Genomic DNA, 20,131 nt, shown 5'->3' with positions numbered 1-20,131 from the left:
CTAGGCTCCGGGTGTTGCCGCATCGTTCAACGGCTTAGGCGAGTACATCATGAAATTTCTGGTCATGATCTATAACGACGACGCACTGCTCGACGCACTGCCGCCTGGCGAATATGACAAGATGATGCACGGCTGCTTCAAGCATGCCGACGAGTTGCGTGAGGAAGGCCATCTGCTGGATTCCATGCAGCTCCAGCCGCCGCAGAAAACCAAGACGGTGCGGATACGCGATAACAAGACTACGGTCATCGACGGCCCGTTTTCGGAAGCACGCGAATATCTCGGTGGCTTCAATCTGGTCGAAGCGAAGGATATGGACGAGGCCGTAAAGATTGCCATGACGTTTCCATGGGCAAGAACCGGGTGCATCGAAGTGCGCCCCGTGCACGATATCGACGGAGAGCGCCGCCGCGTGGGTGCATGAGGTTTACGTTACCTTCTGCTCTTCCTCTTCGAGTGGCAACACATCATCGAAAATTGTGTAGTCGATGATGTTCATGCCGTCGTCGTCGCGACGCACCAGATCCACATAGCGATAATTCCAGCGCACTTCCTTGATGCTCCATTGGTGACGGGCCATCATCGATTGCGAGGTGGTTTCGTCGATGCCTTCGATGGTCAACAGCAACGCAGCTTCTTTCTCTTCGAGTTCTTCGAGCGGCGTGGTGTAGAGCGGGCTTTCTTCGTCGATGATGTGCATCACGTTCCAGCTCAATACAAAGACCGGGTGTTGATCGCGCACGAGTTTCAAATCCTCGATGCGGCGGATCTGAAATCCTTCCGGTGATGCGTGCAGGCGCAGCAGATGAAGTTTTGCGGAGGCTTGCGCGATAAGGTTCAAACGCATATTCGCCGCGCGCATCATCAGCACCTGTTTGCCTTCGATGGTACGCACGATGGGGTGCTTGCCGAATTTGATGCGTGACTGGGGCCGCGAAAACCGCGCGAAGATCAAACCCGTGATGACCGCAAGGTTGCCCATGCCGATGATGATTTCAGCAGTCGCCACGATGTGCGTGTAGACCGACTGCGGGTGCATGTCGCCATAACCCACCGTTGCGAGCGTTTCCACACTGAAGAAAAAGGCGCCGGCCAGGCCTTTGGGATATTGATTGGCGATGCCGTGCGAATCGATCTGATAGATCATCGCGAAGATCGCGTTGAGTATCAGGAATACGCTGGTCGCAAAGCCGAAGAACGTGGGCCACGACATGGTCAGGGCGCGATGGTAGAAGTCGTCCCAGAAGCGGACATGAATCCCTTCGGAGACGAATTGCCGTCCGCCGATCTGCACCACGCGCGGACGTGGCCGCAATGACAGGAAAGGTTTCCTGGCCATGAATGTTCTCCGTTCCGCTGGCGCTGGGACGAATTGTAGCGCTCAGGCTCGTCTATGAAGAGGCGGCCTGCGCGCGCCGGCCAACAAAGGTAAGCTTCTCCATTCTGCAGACGGATTGTGCACTTTATGCTCAAGCTGGTTGGATTCGACGGCGACGATACGCTATGGCATAGCGAGGGTTACTACCGCGAGGCCAGCGCCCAATTCGGTGCCATCATCGGCCGTTACGTCGACGTCGGCGACGCGCACGTGCAGGCCGGCATGCTGGCCACCGAGCGCCGCAATCTTAAACTGTTCGGTTACGGCGCCAAGGGCATGACGCTTTCGATGGTGGAGACCGCCATCGCCATTACCGACGGGCGGATTTCCGCGGCCGATATCCATCGGCTGATCGAGGTCGGTAAGGGCGTGTTGCAACATCCGGTGGAACTGCTGCCGGGTGTGCGCGAGGCCGTGGCCACCGTCGCCGAGCAGCATGCGGTCGTGCTGATCACCAAAGGCGATCTGTTTCATCAGGAGAAGAAGGTGGCGCAGTCGGGCATGGCCGATCTTTTCCGGCGTATCGAGATTGTTTCGGAGAAGGACGCCGGCACGTATCGCCGCGTGCTGGCTGAGTTTGCGCTGGAGCCCGCGCAGTTCGCGATGGTTGGCAATTCGCTCCGTTCGGATATCGAGCCAGTGGTTCGTCTGGGCGGCTGGGGCGTGCACATGCCCTATCACGTGACCTGGGAGCACGAGATGGAAAACGGCCTGGGCGAGGCGGATGCGCCGCACATGCTGACCATCGATGCACCGGTTGCGATTCCTTCGGCGATTGCCCAGCTCGCCCTACGGGCCGCGCGCTAAACTACTTCCATGCTCAGCACACGCAACATCCAGTGCCCCTACTGCGGCGAGCGCATCGAGATACTGGTCGATGCGTCGGCTGGCGATCAGCGTTATATCGAAGATTGTCAGGTGTGCTGCCGCCCGATCAGCGTCGATGTCTGGGTCGATGCGGATGACCAACCGCATGTTTCCGTTACGGGTGAAGACGAGGCTTGAGTCTTCAATGCAGGTCGGAGACGGATTCGACGATGCCGATACCCGCGGCTTTCAGCGTGGCGCGTGTTGCGGCATCGGTATCGGGCGTAACCGGGCGAGTGAGATCCCACAGCAGATGCGCGCGAAAGCCTGCAGCGACCGCATCTTGTACCGTCCATAGCACGCACACATCGCGCGCCAGGCCTGCGACATACACCTCATCCACCCCCCGCTCGCGCAGCCAGCCGGCCAGGCCGGTGCTGGGTCGCGTGCCATCCGGACCGTGGTTCTCGTGGAAGCCGCTGTAGGAGTCCACGTCCGGGCGGCTGCCTTTGCGCAGGATCAGGTCCATCGAGGTCCAGTCCACATCCGGGTGCAGGGCGGCGCCGGGCGTGCCTTGCACGCAGTGATCCGGCCACAGGGTCTGTGGATGTCCATAAAGTGGGATCTGCTGGAACGGCTGCCTGCCTGTGTGCATGCGGGCAAACGAGATATGGCCGCGCGGGTGCCAGTCCTGGGTTGCTACTTTGTGCATGAAAAGCTGGCGATTCAGCAGCTTGTCGATGCCCGGAACGATAGCATCGCCCTCATGGCAGGCCAGCGCGCCACCGGGCATGAAGTCCGGTTGCACATCGACAAGAATCAGGGCGGCTTTAGCTTGCATGGGCAACTCGCAGAAGAAGCGAACCGCAAGATTCCACAGCGGATCGACGGCATAATGCAAGTGAACGGATCGACGGAAACGATAAACGATGCAATACGACCAATCGTGGATGGGCTACGGCATGGTGGGCGGCCTGGAAGCCGGTGCCATCAGCGCGGTAGTGGCCTTGGTGCTTTATCTGATCGTCCACGCATTCGGCCGTCGCCAGGGCTGGAGTCCGCTGCGGCAATTCAGCATCGCGTTTTTGTTGGCCATCTTGCTCACGGCCAGCGGCGATATCTGGGATCTGTTTTATTTCAATTACGGGCAACTGCAATCCATCCAGTTGCTCAAGGCCAAGCTGGCGCTGATACACGATCCGGACAATATCGGTTTGCGCGTGACGTGCGAGCTGATCGGCGCAATGGTCGGTGCAGGTATCGGCTGGATCATTCTGGGCGGCGACTGGCGCGGTGCGTTGCGCGGCGATTGATTGTCCTTAGGGCTTGCTCAATATCTCTGCGGTGACATTTTTTCTAAGCCGTCATCCCAGCGAAAGCTGGGATGACGGCTATGACGTCGGTCTCTAAAATTAGATTTTGAGCAGGCTCTTACAGAATCGGATCGAACAAGCGCGCGATATGCATCGCAAGGCGCCGCAGATACGACGCCTTGCGGTATTCGTCGCGGGTGATTTCCACGGATTTGCTGAAATCCTCGATGAGCATGCGTTCCACGTCTTTCGCAAAGACCGAATCCACGTTCAACGCCGTGATTTCGAAGTTCAGGCGGAACGAGCGGTTGTCGAGATTGGCACTCCCCACGCTGGCCGTATCGTTGTCGACCAGAAGCACCTTCTGATGCACGAAACCGGGTCGATAGCGGAATAGACGAATGCCCGCATTCGTCGCGTCGTAGGCGTGCAGCGTGGAAGCGAGAAACACGGTGTGATGATCGGGCCGCGAGGGAAGCAGCACGCGCACATCCACGCCGCGCAACACTGCAAGACGCAACGCGGACGCCACGGATTGATCGGGTACGAAGTACGGTGACGATATCCAGAGACGTTCGCGCGCCGCATTGATCGCGACGGTGAAAAACAGCGAACAGCTTTCCTGCGGATCGGCGGGCCCCATCGCGGCAATCAAGGTATAGGCACTGCCTTGCGCAGGGCGAGTCGGCAGGATCGGCGGCAATTCGCCGGTCACCCAGTGCCAATCGACGGCGAAGCTGCGCTGCAGATCGGTCACGGCCGGCCCGCTCAGTTGCAGATGCGTATCGCGCCACGGTGCCAGCGGCGGTTTCAGGCCGAGGTATTCATCGCCCACATTCAAGCCGCCGACAAAGCCCAGCCAGCCATCGACCACCACGATCTTGCGGTGATTGCGGAAGTTCAGCTGGAAGCGATTGCTGCGCCGTTGCGTGGCGAAAGGGTGGATTGCCACGCCGCCCTTTTGCAATGTTTCGACATAGTGTTTCGGAAGCGCATGGCTGCCGATACCGTCGAACAGCACGAAGATCTGCACGCCCGCCGCCGCGCGTTCGAGCAACGCCTCTTGCACGCGTCGGCCAAGCGCATCGTCGTGAAAGATGAAGAATTGCACGAGTACGCAACGCTCGGCTTTGGCGATCGCGCCCAGAATGGCTTCGAACGTCGCATCGCCGTCGATCAGCAGCTTCAGCTGCTGCCCCGGATGAAAGTTTGCGTTGAGCATCTGCGCCAACGCCGTGTATTGCGAACAGGCAGGCGGTATGTCGGTGTAGCCGTCGCGTAGCGTGGCCTCGGAAAGACGTTGGCGATGCGCGCGATGGAGCGTGACGTAGCCGGAAAATTTCCTGCGTCCAAGAAAAAGGTAAGGAACCAGCGTGACATAGGGCAGCAGTGTCAAACCGAGGGCCCAGGCGAAGGCACCCTGTGGCGTGCGTGTGTTCATCACCGCATGCATTGCGGCGAAAATGCCCGCCACGTGCAGCAGCATGGCGACGACAGTAAGAAGCTGCGGAATGCTCATGATGCGTGCGATTCTCGCACGGCTGAGCGCTTGTCTTCCTGTTCCTTAGTCAGCCAGCAATTGATCGGTCAGTTGCCGCGCCTGCTGGCGGATTTCCGGCATGGCGGTGGATTCCCACAGCGTACCGCGCAACAGGCTGCCGATGGCGAACAACCGCGGCCATGCCTTGCCGTCGTGCAGCAGATGACCGTCGGTGGTGGCCTCCACACCCAGGCCGAAAGGATCGGAGCGGATATGCCCATTGGTCATCAGTTGCTGGAGAAGGGTGTGCTGCGTACGGCGCACGTCCGTTTCCAACCCCGTGCTCTGGATGATCAAGTCCGCGTCGAGCGTGACTTCTGTTGCGTCACCCTTCGGTAGCAACGTCATTTGCAAGCCGTTATCGGTGAGGGAAACACCGTGCATGTGGCCACGCAAGCGGTGCAGGCGCCCGTCGCGTTCCAGTGCACGCACGGATTCGGAGATTTGCGGTGCCATGCGGTGACGCGCACGTTCCCACGCCCAGCGTGTGTGACGCAGGAAGCGCGACCGTTCTGCCTGCGATAACTGCCCCCACAGCATGGCCGTGTGCGGACGCAAGGAGTCGATCACGCGACGCCAGTCGTCGGTGCGCGAAATGGCGTCGCTCAACAGATGCGTCCACGTGCGGATGTCGGGCGCGTCGTGCATCGCCTCGACGAGTTCTTCGCTATCTTCGAACGGTAGTGCTGCGTTGGCCTTGTGCACCTCCGGCAGCAGGCCATGGCGCGAAATGGCGGTGAAGCGCGCGTTCGGCCATTTCGAGGCAAGCTCGAGCAATACGTCGACGGCTGTCAAACCAAGGCCGATCACGATCACGTTGTGTGCCTGGGTATCGGGTTTCACGTCGGCGAGCAGTGGCCAGGGCTTGAGGACATAACGGCCGCTGGCGAGTGCATCGTCGGTGACGCCGGACAGAGGGCGCGGCTCCAGTGCGCCGAGTGCGAGCACGGCCGCATCGACGCGCGTCTGCGATTCGCCCTGGAACAGGGTAACGCCGTCGTTTTCCGGTACGGCGGCTTCCACTTCATACGGTACGACGCGAACGTCGTGACCCTTGTCTCTGGCGCGCACGAGCGCGGTGGCCGTTTCGGCTTCCAGATAATCGCCGTACCAGCTGCGCGGCAGAAAATCGGTACCCGAAATGCTCGGGTCGATTTTCTGCATGTACTCAAGAAACCCGCCAGGGCGACTCGCAAACATGCCCATCGACGCGGCGCGAACATTCAGCAGATGCAACGGCGAGCGTGTGCCATAGGCGACACCGCGACCTGGCACGCTACCGCCCGTGTACCAGTCGAGATGCAGCGGCTGCGACACGGGACGTTCCAGCAATTCGCTGAGCAACGTGGCCCCCGCGGCGCCGCCGCCAATGATGGCGACCCGTCGAAACATGTCATTCCTTGAAACGTGGATGCAAACGAATGTGTGTTGATATCAGACGCGAAGCGGACCGGCAATCCTTGCGCGCTGCGGCTGACTTTGCCAGTACGGTTCGGATTCGGACTCTTCATACGTGGCGTAATCGTCGAGATCGCCACCATAGATATGCAACGTGAGCGCGGTTTCGTGCCGCGAAAGATTGCGGCAGCGGTGCATATACGGCACATCGGCGTCGAACCATGTTGCGTCGCCGGGGCCGAGCCAATCGCGTCCGCGCAGTTGCCACGCCTGTGCGGTGGATTCGCGCGACCACGATTCCACTTCCAGTGCGCCGTACAAACTCAATTCAATGCCCCACAGACCGGCATGATCGTGCGACGGTGTGGTGTAACCCGCCGGCCACGCCATCACCAGCACGCTGACGCCCGGACGACCGCGGCGACCCAATAGCCAGCGCTCGAAACCGCGATTGCGATGACGCAGATCCGCCATGCCGTCCGCCAATACGGATGCATCACGATGAATGATGGCGCCGAGCTCGCGCGATATCGACGCGAGATCGGGGGTTTTCTCAAGCGTGTTCGCAAGCGCAATGTCGCGCAACGCTTTGAGGCTGTGTCGATAAGAGCGCATAGGCTTTGTGGGCGGCCTTGGACGATCCGAAGTGGAGCATGCCCCTCGTTAAGTGGACGTAAGACTCTGAATTTCAACCATGACTTTTGCAGCATGGACCACAGTCCGCGCAGGCCTATCCTTGCGGCATGCTCTTTAAACGTTCAGCGGGTTAGGCGCATCTGACCGTACGGTTGACTTGGAGAAACGGACATGATCGGGCTGATGATTGTTGCAGTGATGGTGGGCGCGCTATGGATGTTCGGGTCGTTGATTGGCCTGGTATTCAAGGTGACGTTCGGATTGGTGGGCGGACTGATTGGCCTGCTCGCAGGCGGCATCGGATTGTTCATCGGCGGCCTCGTGATGCTGCTCGTGTTGCCGCTCGTGGCGCTGTCGCTGTTGCCGCTGTGCCTGCCGGCGCTTTTGCTGTTCGGATTGATCTGGGGCATTGCGCACATCGCACGTCGCCCTGTCACGGCACCGACAGTGTCGCGCTGAGATGTCTTTGCGGTAGCCGTGGAGCGAGACCCGGTTCAGCACATGGGATGGCTGGCCGGGTCCCGAGCCCTTCACGGCAACGCGCTTTTTACATTTGCTGAAATGCAAAACTCACCGGCACACGCGCCCATGCGCGGACGGCGTGACCGTCGATCACGGCAGGCTGGAATAGCCATGTCGCCAACACCTGTTCGCGCGCACTGTTATCGAGCAACTTGAAGCCGCTGCTCTGTTCGATCACCACGTCGACGGGCTTGCCGTTTTCATCCACCAGGACACGCAACAACACCGTTCCGGACATGCGCTGGCGCAATGCCTGCACCGGAAACTTCAACGGCGACGACCGATAAGCGAGCGACACCACGCCCGGAGCGATCGAGGGTGGCGGTGTAACGTTGGGTGTCGGCACCGCAATGGGTTTGGCGTTATCCGATGGCTCCGTAGTGGGTGTCACCACAGGCGGTGTCACCTGCTGCACGTGCACAACAGGCACAGGCGGCGTTACCGGCAACGCTTTGGGCAAAGGTTTGACAACGATGTCCGGTGGCGGCGGGGGCGTGGGCGGTGGTGGTTCGATGATGCGTACGGTTTCGACCCGCACCGTTTGAATCGCATCGGCAATCTGCGGCGCGAGCGGCCGCATGGCTAATAGCAAAGCAGCGAGATTGAGCGTGATGGCCACGCTTAGTGCGGCAACACGCACCATATCCGGTTGTGCACGACGAACGACAGCCAGGCTTGCGGACGGCATAAGCGACCTCCTGACGACGATGTGGTTGTGATGCGCTTGAGCCGCGCTGTGTGGGGACACAGGGGGATCGTGGCCGGCGCGACTTCAGCCTATGCCTTTCGTCACGGTTTGTGCAATAGCCGTCTAAACGCCGTGAAGGAAAATGCCAAAAAAAGACCCCGCGGGATGCGGGGTTGCAGGATAAGGGATGCCGGGGAGGCGGCACCCTTGGGGCGCATCCTGACGGGCGGCGGTTTGCTTGCATGTGCAACTTTCGTGATGGCGGCCTTCACGAAAACCGGGTAGAACTCTTTGCGACAATCCGCACTTCCATACGACACGGGGACGCCGATGAAAACGACAGCCGCAACGACGTGGGTGGGTGCGGCATTGCTGAGTCTGGCGGGCTTGGGTACCTCGGCACCCGCGCATGCGGCCTCCGATGTCGACTGCCGCATGCAATTCCAGTTGACAGGATGGTCTGCGTTCTACAAGCGCGCCGAGGGCACCGGCACGATCCGCTGCTATAACGGTCAGACCATGCATGTGCACATTCGTGCGGAAGGCGGTGGCCTGACGTTCGGAAAAACCGAGATCGACGATGGAGAAGGGCGCTTTACCGGCGTCTATGACATTCACGAAGTGCTGGGGCATTACGCGAGCGCTGAAGCTCACGCGGGTGCGCAAGTCAGTGCGGACAGTCAGATATTGACCAAGGGTAACGTGTCGCTTGCATTGAGCGGCAAAGGTCGCGGATGGAACATCGGCATCGCCTTCGGTGCTTTCATCATCGAACCTTGATGCGTTTTTTTGCATTAGGTAAATCGGGATAAGCCGGTTAAGGTGCCAGCTTGTCCTGCAACATGGCGGGACGCCAAGGAGTTGTCCGCATGACCGCAGTAAACGAGGCCGTGCTTCCTCGTTATGGTTTTGGCGATGAGCTTGCCAGCAGCGTGATTCACGGCGTTGGCATCGTGCTCAGCGCGATCGGACTTGCCGTGCTGGTCATCCACACGGCCATGGCCGGTACAGCCAGCGATGTGCTGGCGAGCGCGGTGTATGGCATCTCGCTGATTCTGCTTTACACAGCTTCGACGCTTTATCACACCGTGCGTGCCGAATCGGCGCGGCGCGTGTTGCGCACGTTGGATCACATCGCGATCTTTCTGCTTATTGCTGGAACGTATACGCCCTTCACGCTGATCGCTCTGCGCGGCACGTGGGGCTGGAGCCTGTTTGGCATTGTGTGGTCGCTGGCCTTGTTGGGAAGCGCGCTGGAATTGGGCGTACTTAAGCGTTACCGCCGTTTTGCGGTGTTGCTATACATCGCGATGGGTTGGGTGGGCATCATTGCGTTCAGGCCGTTGCTCGCGCATCTGCAAACAGGCGGCATGGTGTTGTTGCTCGGCGGCGGAGCGGCTTACACGTTGGGCGTGCCATTTTATCTGTGGCGCCGTTTGCCATATCACCATTCGGTGTGGCATTTCTTCGTGCTGGCTGGCAGCGTGTTGCAGTTTCTTGCCGTGTTGCTTTACGTCGTGCCGAACGCACGTATGTAAGCGCCTATTAAAAAAGTTCCATGGCGAGTGCGCTGAGGCGGCCAAAAATGACATATTCCCAAGTCGTCATCCCAGCGAAAGCTGGGATCCAGTGATTTTACAGGCCCCCCAAAAGGTACTGGATACCAGCTCTCGCTGGAATGACGATTGTGCTGGAATGTCGATTATGAAGCTCGTGCCGCCTGCTCGTTTTCCCGTTATTTCCGTTGCGACGCAATGAACTGCGTGCGCACGGCTTCAGCGAGTTGATCGGGCGGCAGCAAGCCCTGATCGATGATGAAATCGTTGAAAGCCTGGCGATTGAAGTTCTTGCCCAGCGCCAATTCCGTTTGCAAGCGAAGCTGCTGCAGGCGCATATAACCGTAGAAATACGCGGTGGCCTGACCAGGGCTGTTGAACGTGAAGCGATCGAGCTCTTCGCGCGTCATGGCTTCCGACAGGCCGACGTCATAGCGCAGAACGTCATGCGCGCGTTCCTTGCTGATCATGCCCAGATTCAACATCGGATCGAGAAACGCACGCGCTGCACGTATCAAGCGGAACTGTAGCGTGGTGAACTGACCCTCGATCGGTTCATACGGCAGCATTTCCGATTCGGAGTACAGGGCCCAGCCTTCCACGTTGACGCTGTTGAACGCGAACAGGCTGCGTGCCAGCGATACGCCGCGTTCGACCATGGCCGAAAATTGCAGTTCATGGCCGGGACGACCCTCGTGTGAGGTGAGCGGCCACGCGGCAGCCTTATAGGTGAAGTCGTCGTAGGTGTCGGAGTTGTCGCCCTTTGCGGTCGGATTGCCCATCGTCAGCACAAACGTCCCGCGTTCACCGTGATTGTTGACGAGTGGCGGCGGATCCATGTGCGGGGCGGGCGTTGCCGCCGTTTCCGCGTCGGACGCAATGCGCATCTGCATTTCGCGCTGCGGCAATGTGGCGACGTGGTCACGGCGGATGATGTCTTCGATCTTCGCTATGACTTGGTGATACCACGGCACCACATCGTCCTTACCCAATTGCTGTTTCTTCAGTTCCTTGATGACATCGCGATAATCCGTCGCCTGGAAACCTTCGGCCTTCGCGACTTCGGGCGCTATGGTCTGCATGGCAGAGCGCACTTCGACGAATTCGAGCTGCGCCTGCTTGATCAGTTCTTCCGGTGGGATGTCGATCCCGACCTGCTTGAGGTTGTACGCATACAACGGTTCGGGCAAACGGAAGTCATCGCGCTGACGCGGCGCGATAGTGCTGCGTACCCATGCGTTGTAATCCTTCAGCTGGGCATCCATCGCATCGAGTGCGGCTTTGCCTTCGGCATCGTCGAGTTTATACTTGGTAAAGAGCTGGCGAATGCCTTGCGCATAACGATCGGAGTTGGCGATCTGCTGATCGACATTATTCTTGTAAGGGCCCAGCAGCTGCTTGTTGGACAATTGCTCCGTTGTTTGCGCTTCAGCCAGTTTGACTAGTGGCGTGCAACCAGGCGTCTGACCCACATAGCATTCCAGACGCTTGCGTGCGGCCGGCCAGCGCTTGGCATCGACGTCATCGCGCAGCAGCGAAAACTCGCCGTTGAAGATCAGCTGGCCGACGTCCTGATACGGCAGCATGTATTTGTCGTTGAGATCGATGCCTTCGATCGCCAGATCCGCCGCCTTGATCATGATCTGTAGATCCTGGCGCACGTTGGTGTCCTTCTCCTTCGCGAGCATCGCTTGCAGCTTTGACCGTGCATCGGCATACGCCGCACGTGTGCGCGCATCGGAGTTCGGCTTCAGGTCGACGACTTTGTCGTCATAGCCGGGCACGCCGACCTGCGTGGCGGTTTCGGGCGTGAAACGCGCCATGACATCGAGCAGCACTTTGGCGTCGTCGTTGCTGCGAGCGACCCATGCCTGCGTCTGCGAAGTTTGCGCGTGGACCGAGCCGACCGCAGTCAATGCGATTGCCACGGCCAGGGCGAGACGTTTGCTCATACGAAGTTCCCCAATGTAAGTGCGTCGAGCTTACGGGGACCGAGTGTGAGCGGCATGTATCGAAAGTTGGTGGCTACCCCATGGGTAGCTACCCCACGAGCATCGCAAAACCGAACAGGCCGATCATCATGAAGGAGATCACCAGCTTCACCAGCGTCCCGAAAAGCAGACCCAACCAGGTCGCCACGCCCACGTGGGCCGAGCGCAGCACGCTTTTGCCCGAGGTGAACTCGCCCACCAGCGCACCCGCGAATGGACCGAGCAACAGGCCAGGCAGGCCGAAAAAGAGTCCGACGAGGGTGCCGAGCATGGCGCCCCACATGGCCTGTTGACTGGCTCCGACGCGTTTGGCGCCTATCGATGCGGCCAGGAAGTCCACCAGCACGCCCAAGACAGCCAGCACACCCAGCGTGATCAGCCACCCTTTGCCGACATGGTGATAGCCATCGACGGCCGCCGCCAGCCAGATGCCACCGAAGATCATCGGAATGCCCGGGAGGATGGGCAGCACCGTGCCGAGCAATCCGACAATGATCAGCACCGCGGCCAGTGCGTAGAGCGCGATCTCCAGCGCAGTCATGCGTCATCCTCGAAGCGGCGGCAGTGCCGCGGATCAGCCACAATAGTCCGTCGCCGCGATGCGGCGGGCAAGCCGCTCGCAGTCCCTGCCAGGTAAATGTGTGTCAGACGTCAACCCCACTTTGCTCAAAGCCGATGAACTTGGTCGGATCGAGATCATCGAACGCGATGGCGTGCGCATGATTCGCCGCGATATCCGCGCGGCTCGCTGGTGGGCGCGTGCGTTTGCGAAACGTGCCGCGGCGCGCGAGGCCAGGGCGCTCGGGAAATTGGACGGCATCGACGGTGTGCCGGCGCTACTGGGCTGGGATGGGCGCGAATTGCTACGCAGTTACATCGCAGGCTCGCCCATGCAGCAGGCACAACCGCGCGACGTTGCCTATTACCGCGACGCGCTGCGTTTGCTGGCGCAGCTGCATCGGCGCGGCATCGTGCACAACGATCTTGCCAAGGAGCCCAATTGGCTGGTGCAGGCGGATGGGCGTCCTGCGCTGGTGGATTTTCAGATTGCATGGACGCGTGGCCGACGCGGGCGATTGTTCCGCCTGCTGGCGCGCGAAGACTTGCGTCATTTGCTCAAGCACAAGCGCACCTATTGCGATCATGCGCTCAGCACGCGGCAGCGCGCGATGCTGAAGACACCCGCGTTGCATTCGCGGCTATGGCGCGCAACCGGCAAGCGCTTGTACAAACTCATCGCGAGACGCGTGTTCGGTTATTGGGATAACGAAGGCAAAGGCCGCGTGCGCGATTGATGCTGCACGCGTTGCCGATCCAGGGGAGGCGATATGCGCAAATGGCTACTCGTCCATGTATGGCTAATCACCGGCGTCGTGAGCGCGTCGCCCTGCACCGGAATCGACCGAACGCTGACGGACGCGCAAAAGCACGCGTGGGCACCCGTCATCGCCAAACAACTTCATGTGGCGAACGTCGATGTGCTGCAGGTCTTTCGCGAAGGCGACTGGCGCGTGATCTATGTCGACACGCACGTGTCCGATAACGGTTTCCTGTTCTATCGCAACGATCCGCTACACGGCACCTACGTCAATACGTGGGCAGGCGCGGCGATGAAAGACGAAGAGGTGTCCATCGGCCAGTGGGTGCAGCACAACGTGCATGGCATTCCAACGCCGCTGGCGACATGTTTCGCCTGGCATGTCACGCAGGACCGCGACATGTAAGCGATCCTGCGTTGCGTTGCGGTTATTTCTCGACGAAGGCGCGTTCGATGACGTAATCGCCCGGCTCGCGGGTACGCGGCGATGCGTGGAAACCACGAGCGTCGAGCAGCGCACAAAGATCGTCGAGCATCACCGGGCTGCCGCACAGCATCACGCGATCGGTTTCCGGATTGAGTGTGGGTAGTCCAATGGCTGCGCTCATCGCGCCATCGACGATGTTGTCGGTGATGCGGCCTCGATTGCGGAACGGTTCGCGTGTGACAGTCGGGTAGTAGATCAGCTTCTCCCGCACCAACTCGCCGAGGTAGTCGTGTTGCGGCAGTTCGTTCTGCAGATAGTTCGAATACGCCAGATCGCTGATGTTGCGCACGCCATGCGCGAGCACGATTTTTTCGTAGCGATCGTAGGTTTCCGGGTCGCGGACGATGCTCATGAAAGGTGCCAGTCCCGTACCCGTGCCCAGCAGATAAAGATGCTTGCCCGGTTTGAGATCCGTCAGCACCAGCGTGCCGGTTGGTTTGCGGCTCACGGTGATCGTGTCGCCCGGTTTCAGGTGCTGCAGGCGTGACGTCAGCGGGCCGTTCTCCACCTTGATGGAAAAGAACTCAAGATGTTCTTCCCATGCCGCGCTGGCAATCGAATACGCGCGCATCAACGGACGGCCATCCACTTCCAGGCCGATCATCACGAATTGTCCGCTATCGAAACGGAAGCCGGGATCGCGCGTGGTGCGAAAGCTGAAAAGGCTCTCGTTCCAGTGATGCACATCGATAACTTGTTCGGTCGCCAAAGCCACCATAGCGTTGTGTTCTCAGATTGCGATAAGGGGAAGCAGGTCACTACATGAGTGCGTATCGCGAGGGCTCGCGGTTGCCGGGCGCCTGGCTCAAGCTGCTGGGGGGTAGTGACCGCTTTGCCATTTTACGCGATCGGTGCACCGGATGCCTGTATGGTCCCATAGCAGGTATCCATCGATTCTGGGCAGAATGTGACGGGTCGCTCGCGGGAGGGGGTATGGATTCGCAGCCGATACATCAAGTGAAGGAACACCACGTGCATCAGCGGCATTTCGACCGGCTGGTGATGCTGTCCGACGGAGTTTTTGCGATTGCCATGACGTTGTCGGCCGTGGAACTGAAACCGACGGCGTCTGCCGGTGAGAGCCTGATACAGATCTGGGCGCTTCCGCTGGGCGTGTACTTTCTGAGCTTCTTTCTCGTGGGCGGCGTGTGGGCGCGCCATCGACGCACGCTGGCGCATCTGCATCGGGTGGATGGTCCCGTCACGATTGCCACACTTCTGTTGTTGAGTCTGGTGGCGTTGCTTCCGGTATTCGTTCGTCAAACACTCACTGATGAAAACGGCGCTCATGTCAACGGCATGCTGATTTATGCCGTATCGCTGATGGCCATCTATCTATCCTTGTGCATTGGCTGGGGATACGCGGCGTTCATTGGTCGCTTGGCTCCCGGAGTGCCCAAGGCACGTGCGTGGAGTTGGTTGCTGGAGGATTCATTCGTCGTCATTATTTTCGGCGCCCTGGCCGTGTACAGCCTTCATATGAACGTGCTGGCTGTTGCATTGACGCTGATCGGAATAACTCTACGCGCGATGTCGATCCGTTTGGAAAAGGCCGCGAAAAAGCTCGATTGAGCGTTTTGTAGAGATACCAGTCAAGGATTCAACGGACTGGCATTTGGCCACAACGCGAACCTAACAATTTCGCAAAACAGTACGCATTTTCCGGGTGTAAACTCCCTGCCGTTCGTATCGCTTGTTCGACCTGCCTTTCGCAGTGGCCAAGGAGGCGTTATGAAGGCTCTATGTCGTGCATTCATTTGCAGCGTTGCGCTTGGACTCGTTCCTTCTATCGCGTCTGCCGTCGACGGTGATCAGGCACCTGCTGCGCCGACCGATCAGCAACTGCAACACACGCTGAAATCCATGAGCGAAAATTCGACCGAAGGTCATCCCGACCTGCACGGTCAATTTGGCGGCATTCTTCGCTACGAAAAAGGCGACTACGCCGGAGCGATGAAATACTTTTTGCTTGGCGCTCGCTACGCCGACAAGGTGTCGCAACTAAGCATCGGCCTGATGTATCTCAATGGCCAGGGCGTTCCCAAAGATCCTGTTACCGCGTATGCATGGATCGCGCTTTCTGCGGAACGCAACTATCCGAAGTTTGTGGATACGCGCGACAGCGTATGGGCGCAGCTCGATCCAGAGCAGCGCGACAAGGCAAATGAAATTCTCAAGCAACTCATGGCCGAATATGGAGATGCTGTTGCCAAGCCGCGGATGGTCGCCCAACTGCAACAAGGAAAGCTTCACATGACTGGTTCGCCTGCTGGTGTTGACGACGCCGTGCTGGAGCAGTCGACCCTTGCACAGTTCTCTACCCAGTTGACGGGAGCGGGTGTGGGCGCCGCAGGGCTTGACGCCGGAGATCCGCTACCTGACTGCGGTCTGGGTGCGGTCGAGGGTGGCGTCATTACCGGCTGTGGCGAATTCTGGGCAGAAAATCGCTGGAACTCACGGACCTACTTCAAGGCGGAAGACAGCTTTTGGAGCGGAACGGTCAAAGTGGGCGACTTGCAGAAGGTACACAACAGTCCCACGCCTGCGGCCCTTTCAACTTCTCCAGCGCCGCCAACAGATCAGGCCGACGGAGGCACGAATCCGTTGTAGTGTCTCCTGGCAGTGCATAGGTCGATTCCAGACCGCAAAAAACGCAAAGGCTTGCTGTGCGGCTAAAATGCGGGGTTATGCACAGCACCAACCCCCAAGACTACCGGCTATCGGTGGCCCCCATGATGGACTGGACGGATCGTCATTGCCGTTATTTCCATCGTCTGTTGTCGCCTCACGCGCGGCTCTATACAGAGATGGTGACCAGCGCTGCGTTGGTGCGCGGCAAACAGCTGCGTCTGCTGGAACACAGCCAGCAGGAGCATCCCGTTGCATTGCAGCTGGGCGGCAGCGATCCGCGTGAGCTGGCCGAGGCGGCACGTTACGGCGCACAGGCGGGCTACGATGAAATCAATCTCAATGTGGGTTGCCCTTCCGATCGCGTGCAATCCGGACGCTTCGGCGCGTGCCTGATGCGCGAACCCGCGCTCGTGGGCGATTGCGTGAAAGCGATGCGCGATGCGGTGTCCGTGCCGGTCACGGTGAAATGCCGCATCGGCGTGGACGATCAGGACGAATACGCCGATCTGCAGCATTTCACCGAAACCATGATTGAGGCTGGCGTGGAAGTACTTGTTGTGCATGCACGCAAGGCGTGGCTGCAGGGATTGTCGCCGAAGGAGAACCGCGAGATACCGCCGCTCGATTACGAGCGCGTCTATCGACTCAAGCGAGAATTCCCGCAGCTGGTAGTGGTCATCAATGGCGGGATCACCACGGTGCAGGCGATGCGGCAGCATCTGGCTCATGTCGATGGCGTGATGCTCGGTCGCGCTGCCTATCACGAACCTTACGTTCTCGCGCAGGTGGAGGCGGCCCTGTATGACATGCCGTTGCCGTCGCGTGACAGCGTGCTGCAACACATGCGTCCCTACATCGAAGCCGAACTGGCGCGCGGCACCGCGCTGAAGCACATCACGCGGCATTTGCTCGGCCTTTATCAGGGCGAACCCGGCGCGCGGGCCTTTCGCAGGATTTTGAGCGAAGGGGCGCATCTTTCCGGCGCCAACTGGTCACTCATTGAGCAGGCGATGGCTCCGGCGCGGGTCGCGGCGTGATAGCGATCGGCCGTCCGGCGAGCATTCAGCACCGGTTTCGCAGTATGGCGCGTCGGCCGGATCCGGATCCGGCATCAATCTCAAGGGATTATGGGTTTCAAGCACCTTCTAGCAGGGGCGATTGCAGCAGCCGGACTGCTGATGGCCGGCATGGCTGCGGCCCAATCGTCAGCACCACCTCCTAAAAATCTGAGTCTGGATCAAGCCGTAGAGCAGGTGCAGCGACAAGTCGGCGGTAAAGTGCTGTCGGCTGAGCCGCGTCAAATCGGGCACAGGACGGAGTACCGCATCAAGGTACTCACACCGGAAGGGCACGTGCGTGTCATGGGCGTCCCTTCCGAAGTCAGCGCGCGTCCACCGGCTGCGGCACAATCCCCCAAGAAGTTCCCCAATGGCGGAAGCAACAAGAAGGAGAAACACTGATGCGCATCCTCCTGGTCGAAGACGAAGCGCCGTTGCGCGAAACGCTGGCGGCTCGACTCAAACGCGATGGGTTTGCCGTGGACGCCGCCCAGGATGGCGAAGAAGGTATATACCTGGGTCGCGAAGTGCCGTTCGATCTGGCCATCATCGATCTGGGCCTGCCCAAGATGTCGGGCATGGATCTGGTCAAATCACTGCGTGAAGCGGGCCAGCGTTACCCCATCCTGATACTCACCGCCCGTGGCAGCTGGCAGGACAAGGTCGAAGGGTTGAAGCACGGTGCGGACGACTACCTCGTCAAGCCCTTCCACGTGGAAGAACTGCTGGCGCGCATCAACGCGCTGGTGCGCCGCGCCAGCGGCTGGTCCAAGCCCGTACTGGCTTGCGGGCCGATCAAGCTGGACACGACGGCGCAAACGGTGTCGGTCGACGGTAAGGCGGTAGACCTCACCAGCTACGAATACAAAGTGCTCGAATACCTGATGCTGCATGCCGGCGAACTGGTATCGAAAGCCGACCTCACCGAACACATCTATCAACAGGATTTCGACCGCGATTCGAACGTGCTCGAGGTTTTCATCGGCCGCTTGCGCAGGAAGCTCGATCCGGAAAGTACGATGAAGCCGATCGAAACGGTGCGTGGACGCGGGTATCGCTTTGCCATCCCTCGCAGCGAAGACGAATAATGCGACGACGCGCCGCCCGTTCTCACTGGCGGCGCGCGCAGCGCTTACCACTGCACTCGTGCTCGCAGCATTCCTGGGCGCGATCGGCTGGACGTTGTCGCAAAGCTATGATTCCAGCGAGCGCAACAAGTTGCAGGATCGTCTGCACGATTACGTCATAACGTACATCGCCGGCACCGACCCCCGCCGCGACGGCACACCCCTGTTGCCCGATACCCCGCCCGATCCGATGTTCTCGCGCCCGGGTTCGGGCCTATACGCCGTGGTGACGGGCGAAAACGGATTCCATTGGGAATCGCCATCAGCGTTGGAGCGCGATTTCGGTTTCCTGCCCAAACTGGCGCCGGGGCAGCAGCAATTCATCGGACCCATCGATACCGAGCTCGGCCGTCTTTACTACTACAGCTTCGGCATTGCATTGGATGTGCCTAATGGCAATCCGGTACTGCTCACGTTTACCGTTGCGCAGACCGAAGAGGAGTTTGAAAGCAATGTAGCCGTCTATCGCCGCAGCCTCGTTGGATGGTTGGCCCTGCTGGGCGTGATGCTGATCGTGCTGCAGCTGATACTGCTGTACTGGAGCCTTACGCCGCTGCGTAAAGTGGCCAGCGATCTGAGTCGTATCGAGCGGGGCAAGGCCGATCATCTGGATAGCCAGTATCCGCTGGAGCTGACGGGTCTGACCGAGCGCATGAATGCCTTTATCGACAGCGAACGCGTACAGCGCACGCGTTACCGGAACACGCTCGCCGATCTCGCGCACAGCTTGAAGACACCGCTGGCCGTCATTCGCTCGCAACTGGAGTCGGCGGGTGACGTTCCGGTGGCCGCGCGCCTTCCCGTGCTCGATCAGGTACGCAAGATGGACGAGCTGGTGGCCTATCAACTGGCGCGCGCGGCCACGACGGGCAGTCAGACATTCGCGAGCGCCGTGCCGATCGCCGGTCACGCCGAAGATCTCGTGCAAAGTCTGGAAAAGGTCTACGCCGCCAAGAACGTGCTGTGCGAATTCGATATTCAGGACAATGCCGCGTTCTACGGCGAGCAGGGCGATTTACTCGAACTGATGGGCAATCTGCTGGAGAACGCGTTCAAGTGGGCGCGTCATCACGTGTTGCTTGTGGTCAAGATGCCATCGCCGGCTGGGCGTCAGCGGCCCGGCTTGCTGCTGAGTGTGGAGGACGACGGCCCCGGCATCGACGACGACAAGATCGAAAAGGTCCTGCAACGCGGCGTGCGTGGCGACGAACGGGTGCAAGGTCACGGCATTGGCCTGTCCATCGTGCAGGACATCGTGCGCGCCTATCATGGCGAGTTGACCGTGGATCGTTCCGAAGAGTTTGGCGGCGCGCGTTTCAGCGTGCTTCTGCCGCCGGGCTGACGCGCGAGCGTCGCGGGTTTTCCCGCAAAGTTTCTCTCAAAGATGGGTAGCGCGTTGCTGTTACTGGATAGAGCCGGGGAGCAGCGATTGCCAACTCAGGCCTGAACCGTGCGAGGAGTGATTGGGCGACGCATCGTCGCTGACGTGTATGACGTCGCTTTCTGAGGAGTTGCTGGCGCTACTGGGGTGACTGGAAGGCGATGACGGCACGGCGCTGGCGTGAGAAACACCCAATGCATCGCCACCGCTGGGGGCAACCATATCGTGGTTGCTGCTGTGTTCCGGCGACTGATGGTTGCAGTTGTAGCTGGAGCCTGCGCTGCTGCCGATGCCCGCCAC

At 59.8% G+C, this 20,131-nt stretch carries 25 protein-coding genes; 15 read left to right on the top strand and 10 right to left on the bottom strand.

From position 1 onward, the window contains the following. The first annotated feature begins 49 nt into the window (after positions 1–49). A complete protein-coding gene (locus tag VK725_RS10970; protein WP_325318090.1) occupies positions 50–424 on the top strand; it encodes a YciI family protein in 375 nt (124 codons plus the stop codon). A gap of 3 nt (positions 425–427) precedes the next feature. Here VK725_RS10970 and VK725_RS10965 read toward each other — a convergent pair whose 3' ends face one another. Further along, entirely contained in the window at positions 428–1,339 is a 912-nt protein-coding gene (locus VK725_RS10965) for an ion channel (protein WP_325318089.1), read from the bottom strand. A 126-nt stretch (positions 1,340–1,465) separates the two neighbouring features. On the opposite strand from VK725_RS10965, the gene VK725_RS10960 reads away from it, so the two are divergent. Both VK725_RS10960 and VK725_RS10955 read left to right on the top strand, forming a co-directional pair. Continuing rightward, positions 1,466–2,185, top strand: coding sequence for an HAD family hydrolase (locus VK725_RS10960; protein ID WP_325318088.1), 720 nt, complete (start codon positions 1,466–1,468; stop codon positions 2,183–2,185). A 9-nt stretch (positions 2,186–2,194) separates the two neighbouring features. Continuing rightward, entirely contained in the window at positions 2,195–2,383 is a 189-nt protein-coding gene (locus VK725_RS10955) for a CPXCG motif-containing cysteine-rich protein (RefSeq protein ID WP_325318087.1), read from the top strand. 4 nt (positions 2,384–2,387) lie between these two features. On the opposite strand, the gene pncA is transcribed toward VK725_RS10955, so the two are convergent. Then, positions 2,388–3,026 (bottom strand): bifunctional nicotinamidase/pyrazinamidase, encoded by a 639-nt coding sequence (gene pncA / locus VK725_RS10950; protein ID WP_325318086.1) that lies wholly within the window; start codon positions 3,024–3,026, stop codon positions 2,388–2,390. 88 nt (positions 3,027–3,114) lie between these two features. Here pncA and VK725_RS10945 point away from each other — a divergent pair, with 88 nt between their 5' ends. After that, the gene (locus tag VK725_RS10945; RefSeq protein ID WP_325318085.1) at positions 3,115–3,498 is read left to right on the top strand and encodes a hypothetical protein; all 384 of its coding nucleotides are present in this window, start codon (positions 3,115–3,117) and stop codon (positions 3,496–3,498) included. 118 nt (positions 3,499–3,616) lie between these two features. Here the strand turns inward: VK725_RS10945 and cls are convergent, their stop codons facing one another. The 3 genes from cls to VK725_RS10930 are packed head-to-tail and all read right to left on the bottom strand — an operon-like array spanning position 3,617 to position 7,051. Beyond that, complete coding sequence (cls, locus tag VK725_RS10940) at positions 3,617–5,017, bottom strand: cardiolipin synthase (RefSeq protein ID WP_325318084.1); 1,401 nt, start codon at positions 5,015–5,017, stop codon at positions 3,617–3,619. Between the two features lie 45 nt (positions 5,018–5,062). Then, the gene (locus tag VK725_RS10935; RefSeq protein WP_325318083.1) at positions 5,063–6,430 is read right to left on the bottom strand and encodes an FAD/NAD(P)-binding protein; all 1,368 of its coding nucleotides are present in this window, start codon (positions 6,428–6,430) and stop codon (positions 5,063–5,065) included. 42 nt (positions 6,431–6,472) lie between these two features. Further along, positions 6,473–7,051: a cysteine dioxygenase family protein gene (locus VK725_RS10930; RefSeq protein WP_325318082.1), complete on the bottom strand. Its 579-nt coding sequence runs from the start codon at positions 7,049–7,051 to the stop codon at positions 6,473–6,475. A gap of 192 nt (positions 7,052–7,243) precedes the next feature. Here VK725_RS10930 and VK725_RS10925 point away from each other — a divergent pair, with 192 nt between their 5' ends. Next, complete coding sequence (locus tag VK725_RS10925) at positions 7,244–7,531, top strand: hypothetical protein (RefSeq protein ID WP_325318081.1); 288 nt, start codon at positions 7,244–7,246, stop codon at positions 7,529–7,531. Positions 7,532–7,619: 88 nt separating this feature from the next. Here the strand turns inward: VK725_RS10925 and VK725_RS10920 are convergent, their stop codons facing one another. Then, positions 7,620–8,282: an energy transducer TonB gene (locus tag VK725_RS10920; RefSeq protein ID WP_325318080.1), complete on the bottom strand. Its 663-nt coding sequence runs from the start codon at positions 8,280–8,282 to the stop codon at positions 7,620–7,622. 330 nt (positions 8,283–8,612) lie between these two features. Here VK725_RS10920 and VK725_RS10915 point away from each other — a divergent pair, with 330 nt between their 5' ends. After that, positions 8,613–9,062 carry a hypothetical protein gene (locus VK725_RS10915; RefSeq protein WP_325318079.1) on the top strand — a complete coding sequence of 150 codons (450 nt, stop codon included), beginning with the start codon at positions 8,613–8,615 and terminating at the stop codon, positions 9,060–9,062. 89 nt (positions 9,063–9,151) lie between these two features. Further along, positions 9,152–9,820: a PAQR family membrane homeostasis protein TrhA gene (trhA, locus tag VK725_RS10910; protein ID WP_325318078.1), complete on the top strand. Its 669-nt coding sequence runs from the start codon at positions 9,152–9,154 to the stop codon at positions 9,818–9,820. 197 nt (positions 9,821–10,017) lie between these two features. Here the strand turns inward: trhA and VK725_RS10905 are convergent, their stop codons facing one another. Beyond that, positions 10,018–11,790, bottom strand: a complete 1,773-nt coding sequence (locus VK725_RS10905) for a DUF885 domain-containing protein (protein WP_325318077.1) — start codon at positions 11,788–11,790, stop codon at positions 10,018–10,020. Between the two features lie 88 nt (positions 11,791–11,878). Further along, complete coding sequence (locus VK725_RS10900) at positions 11,879–12,361, bottom strand: DUF456 domain-containing protein (protein ID WP_325318111.1); 483 nt, start codon at positions 12,359–12,361, stop codon at positions 11,879–11,881. 187 nt (positions 12,362–12,548) lie between these two features. Between VK725_RS10900 and VK725_RS10895 the strand changes: the two genes are divergently transcribed. After that, positions 12,549–13,124 (top strand): serine/threonine protein kinase, encoded by a 576-nt coding sequence (locus tag VK725_RS10895; protein WP_325318110.1) that lies wholly within the window; start codon positions 12,549–12,551, stop codon positions 13,122–13,124. A gap of 33 nt (positions 13,125–13,157) precedes the next feature. Further along, positions 13,158–13,553, top strand: a complete 396-nt coding sequence (locus tag VK725_RS10890) for a hypothetical protein (RefSeq protein WP_325318076.1) — start codon at positions 13,158–13,160, stop codon at positions 13,551–13,553. 22 nt (positions 13,554–13,575) lie between these two features. On the opposite strand, the gene VK725_RS10885 is transcribed toward VK725_RS10890, so the two are convergent. After that, a complete protein-coding gene (locus VK725_RS10885; protein ID WP_325318075.1) occupies positions 13,576–14,352 on the bottom strand; it encodes a ferredoxin--NADP reductase in 777 nt (258 codons plus the stop codon). Positions 14,353–14,567: 215 nt separating this feature from the next. On the opposite strand from VK725_RS10885, the gene VK725_RS10880 reads away from it, so the two are divergent. From VK725_RS10880 to VK725_RS10855, 6 genes are all read left to right on the top strand, one after another. Next, positions 14,568–15,206 carry a TMEM175 family protein gene (locus VK725_RS10880; protein WP_325318074.1) on the top strand — a complete coding sequence of 213 codons (639 nt, stop codon included), beginning with the start codon at positions 14,568–14,570 and terminating at the stop codon, positions 15,204–15,206. Between the two features lie 159 nt (positions 15,207–15,365). After that, positions 15,366–16,244 carry a sel1 repeat family protein gene (locus tag VK725_RS10875; RefSeq protein ID WP_325318073.1) on the top strand — a complete coding sequence of 293 codons (879 nt, stop codon included), beginning with the start codon at positions 15,366–15,368 and terminating at the stop codon, positions 16,242–16,244. A gap of 77 nt (positions 16,245–16,321) precedes the next feature. Next, positions 16,322–17,302, top strand: coding sequence for a tRNA dihydrouridine(20/20a) synthase DusA (gene dusA / locus VK725_RS10870; protein WP_325318072.1), 981 nt, complete (start codon positions 16,322–16,324; stop codon positions 17,300–17,302). A 90-nt stretch (positions 17,303–17,392) separates the two neighbouring features. Further along, positions 17,393–17,725 (top strand): PepSY domain-containing protein, encoded by a 333-nt coding sequence (locus tag VK725_RS10865; protein WP_325318071.1) that lies wholly within the window; start codon positions 17,393–17,395, stop codon positions 17,723–17,725. Continuing rightward, entirely contained in the window at positions 17,725–18,411 is a 687-nt protein-coding gene (locus VK725_RS10860; RefSeq protein ID WP_325318070.1) for a response regulator transcription factor, read from the top strand. The genes VK725_RS10865 and VK725_RS10860 overlap by 1 nt, the downstream gene beginning before the upstream one ends. After that, positions 18,365–19,792, top strand: coding sequence for an ATP-binding protein (locus VK725_RS10855; protein WP_325318069.1), 1,428 nt, complete (start codon positions 18,365–18,367; stop codon positions 19,790–19,792). The genes VK725_RS10860 and VK725_RS10855 overlap by 47 nt, the downstream gene beginning before the upstream one ends. Before the next feature lie 60 nt (positions 19,793–19,852). Here the strand turns inward: VK725_RS10855 and VK725_RS10850 are convergent. Continuing rightward, the coding region (locus VK725_RS10850; RefSeq protein WP_325318068.1) for a hypothetical protein at positions 19,853–20,131 on the bottom strand (279 nt) is incomplete at its 5' end.

Origin of the sequence: Dyella sp., assembly GCF_035486915.1 — a bacterium.
Classification (GTDB): Bacteria; Pseudomonadota; Gammaproteobacteria; order Xanthomonadales; family Rhodanobacteraceae; genus Dyella_B.
The sequence above is the reverse complement of the archived record's forward strand: the minus strand, read 5'-3'. Positions and strand labels throughout refer to the sequence as shown.